This is a genomic window from Microbacterium sp. HMWF026, assembly GCF_003061325.1.
Lineage (GTDB): Bacteria > Actinomycetota > Actinomycetes > Actinomycetales > Microbacteriaceae > Microbacterium > Microbacterium testaceum_E.
This window is the reverse complement of the sequence record NZ_QAJB01000242.1, coordinates 1-3,285: the sequence shown is the minus strand read 5'-3', so window position 1 is coordinate 3,285 and position 3,285 is coordinate 1. Positions and strand designations below refer to the sequence as shown.

Below are 3,285 nucleotides of genomic sequence, written 5' to 3'. Positions count from 1 at the left end.
GTGTCGAGCTCGCCCACGGTGGTGTTGACCCGGGCGTAGCGTTGGCCGTCACCGGTCTGCAGCGCCCAGACCGAGGTGTCGACCTCGGGCGTCTGCTGCGCATCGAGCCCGGGCCAGACGACGCTCGCGGTGACGACGAGGGCCGCGGTCACGAGGCTCGCCGCGAGACCCGCGACGGTGCGGCGCTTCATCGCAGCACCCCCGTCGCGAAGAGGGCGGCCACGACCACCGCGCCCGCTGTGACGACCGTCGCCGAGGCGAGCACCCAGGGCAGGACGCGCGATCCACCGGCCACCGGGGCCGCGATGTCGGTGTCTTCGTCGCGGGCGTACCCGGCCATACCGGAGGGGTTGCGCAGCTTGCGGGCGCCGTCGCGCTCGATGCGCGAGCGGGCGGGACCGCGCAGGGTCCCGTCGGCGAAGTCGACGGCGCGCGCGGAGGGGGCCCATTCGGCCGCGGGGACCTCGAGCGGGGTGGCCGCGAGACCGGTCTCTGTCTGCACCGCCTGCAGGGCCTCGCCGAACGCTCGGGCGCTGGCGTAGCGCTGGGCGGGATCGCGTGACATCGCCGTCGCCAGCACGCTCTGCAGAGCGGGAGGGACGTCGGCGCGGGAGATGTCGGTGTACGAGGCCCGGGCGATGCGTCGTCGCAACTGCTCGCGCGAGTTCTGCCCCTTCTCGCGACGCTCGAAGGGACTCTGCCCCGCCAGCAGCGAGTACACGGTGGCACCCAGGCTCCACACCTCGCTGGCGACGGTGCCGGCGGTCTGCTCGGCCACCACCTCGGGCGCGCTCCACGGCACCGACATCGCGAGCATCTCGTCGGCGCCCTGGCGCACGAGCGATGACGAGATGCCGAAGTCGGCGAGCACGGGCGCCCCGAAGGTGGTCACGAGGATGTTGCTGGGTTTGACGTCGCGGTGGATCAACCCGGCGTGGTGAGCGGACTCGAGCGCTCCCGCCATGCGCACGCCGATCGAGAGCACCTCGGCCACGGGGATGCGTTCCACGCGATACCGCTGGGCGAGCGACCCGGGGCAGAACTCCATCACGATGTACGGCCTGCCGTCGGCCGAGATCCCCGCCTGATAGACCGTGACGATCGAGGGGTGGGCGGACAGGTGCGCGAGCACGTCGGCCTCGGCGTTGAACATGCGCAGCAGGTCGGGGTCGCGCACGTCGCTCGGGAGCACCTTGACCGCGACGTCGCGGCGCGGCATGTCCTGCCCGTAGAGGAAGACGTCGGCGAAACCGCCCGACCCGAGGGGCCGGATGTACGCCAACCCGGGCAGGATGGGCGGCGACGACGGAAGCCGCTGCGGCATCGAGCCCCCTCCCTCGGACGACGCGTCCGCGACACGACGTGCGGACAACCCCCCGATGCTAACAAAAGCCCCTGACGCCACCGCCCGCCTGTGGACCCGCGGTTCAGGATGCCGGCGGCTCCGCCTCGCGCGGATCGAAGGGCGCGTCGAGGGAACGGGTGAGGTCGTCGAGCAGAGCGGCGATCTGCGGCTCCACGTACTCGGCGACCGCCGCCTGGATGCGCAGCCGGTGGTGCAGCAGAACGGTGCAGATCTCGCGGCCGATCATATTGGCGTAGTCGTCGGCGAGGCCCACCTCTTGCCGCAGGGCGGCCTTCGCGGCATCACTCAGAGGGGGAAGAGCGGGGATCGCCGCGTCCTCCTCGGCCGCGAGGCCCGAGAGGGTGAACAGGAAGGGCGCTCCGGGCTCGGGGTCGGGGTCGAGAGGCATCCCCTCGAACTCCGGCTCGAGCCCCTCGGACGGGCGGTAGGAGCGGCGGCGGTTGCGCTCGGCCTGCTGGTCGAGCTCCGCCTGCAGGGTGGGCAGGTTCCGGGCCGTGTAGTCGGCCACGGCATGGTCGACGATGCCCTTCACCCGGGTCGACAGGCCGTGCTGCACCCCGTGGGGGACGTCGGCGCCGAGCCCCGCGGCCGAGAGCACGGGCGAGCCGAAGCATCGGCGGCACGGGGCGACGCGGCCGCGGTGGTGGGCGGGTTCCCAGCGCGGCAACCACCGCAGCCAGGCGTCCACCGCCTGACCGACCTGGCTCTCGAGCGACCGCTCCACCCCTCTACGCTAGCCCGACACGCCCGGGAAGACGGGGATGCCGGCACGCATCGGCACGTCGCGGGCCGCGTTCACGGCTCGTCGTCGTCGTCCTCCCAGCGCCAGCGCGGACCGCGCGAGCGCGAGCGCACGAGGAAGACCCCGATAAGACCGGCGGCCAAACCGGCCAGCGCGACGACCGGACCGGCGAAGCCGAGGGCGACACTGCCCGCCGCGGCCACCCCGCGGGCCAGGTCGGCTCCGCTGACGAGGGCCCCGACGACGATGCCGACGACCTCGCCCACGTAGGCCCCGATCGCACACGGCACGGCCGTGAGGTAGCCCGGCGGATCAGCCCGCAATCCCCACCACAGCACGCCCGCGAACGCGCCGAGGGCACCGAGCTGGCCGAGGACGCCGGGCACGGCGCCCAGCCCGCGGACGGGGATCACGTCGGCGTCGAGCACCAGGCTCGTGACGCCCAGCGCACCGATCGAGAGCGCGATGAACGTGATGGCCGCGAAAACGACCGCGACCGGCGGGGTCACCCCCGTCGGTCGCGGATCGTCGGTCATGGCGCCGGTCTCAGCGCTGGGCGAGCTGAGGCCCCGCCTCGAGGGTGCGCTCGTACTCGCGCTGCGCCTCGGCGTTGATCTCGGTCACGCGGCGGCCTCGGGCCGAGACCCACGCACCGAACCAGATGGTGAGCTCGCGTCCGAGCACGAAGGCGACGATCGCGAACGGGGCGAGCACGTTGTTCTGCAGCAGCTCGAGCGACTGGCGGGCCGTGATCATCCAGAACGGCGCGGCCAGGAGCACGCCGAGCAGGTGTCCCGCCCACGCGACGACGCCGACGACGAGGCCCCAGACGACCCAGTGGCCCCAGCGTCCGCGGTTGATGAGGGCGCCCAGGAACCAGAAACCGAGGTAGAACGCCACCGTGGGCACCCACAGGCCCCAGGTGGTCAGCGCGGACAGGGCCTCCTGGCCCAGATCGGCGACCTGCACCCGTCCCGTCAGCAGGCCCAGACCCAGCGAGGCCGCCAGGTAGAGCACGGCGAAAGCCAGGGCGGCGAGAAGACCGATCGCCCCGGCCGCTCCGCGGTTGCCGCGCGGGCGCGGCGCTTCGGGGGCCTGCACGAAGATCGGCTGGGCGCCGCCGTACGCGCGCGTCGGCTCGTCGTGGGCGGCGGTGGCCGCCGCAGCGGCTCCCGCC

General features: G+C 73.4%; 4 protein-coding genes and 1 pseudogene. All 5 read right to left on the bottom strand.

What is annotated here, in order from left to right:
* On the bottom strand, window positions 1–191 hold a 191-nt coding region (locus DBR36_RS09645; RefSeq protein ID WP_146185306.1), incomplete at its 3' end, for a hypothetical protein.
* Window positions 188–1,324: a serine/threonine-protein kinase gene (locus DBR36_RS09640; protein WP_108318887.1), complete on the bottom strand. Its 1,137-nt coding sequence runs from the start codon at window positions 1,322–1,324 to the stop codon at window positions 188–190. The genes DBR36_RS09640 and DBR36_RS09645, both read right to left, overlap by 4 nt.
* Window positions 1,325–1,427: 103 nt before the next feature.
* Complete coding sequence (locus tag DBR36_RS09635; RefSeq protein WP_108318885.1) at window positions 1,428–2,090, bottom strand: spermidine/putrescine ABC transporter substrate-binding protein; 663 nt, start codon at window positions 2,088–2,090, stop codon at window positions 1,428–1,430.
* 71 nt (window positions 2,091–2,161) lie between these two features.
* On the bottom strand, window positions 2,162–2,644 hold the full coding sequence (locus tag DBR36_RS09630) for a hypothetical protein (RefSeq protein WP_108318883.1): 483 nt from the start codon (window positions 2,642–2,644) through the stop codon (window positions 2,162–2,164).
* 10 nt (window positions 2,645–2,654) lie between these two features.
* Window positions 2,655–3,285, bottom strand: a pseudogene (locus DBR36_RS09625) (ABC transporter); the annotation flags it as partial.

Bases quoted from the DNA above. Each gene is read 5' to 3' on its own strand.
- DBR36_RS09640 (WP_108318887.1), bottom strand. From the start codon at position 1,324: ATGCCGCAGCGGCTTCCGTCGTCGCCGCCCATCCTGCCCGGGTTGGCG.
- DBR36_RS09630 (WP_108318883.1), bottom strand. From the start codon at position 2,644: ATGACCGACGATCCGCGACCGACGGGGGTGACCCCGCCGGTCGCGGTC.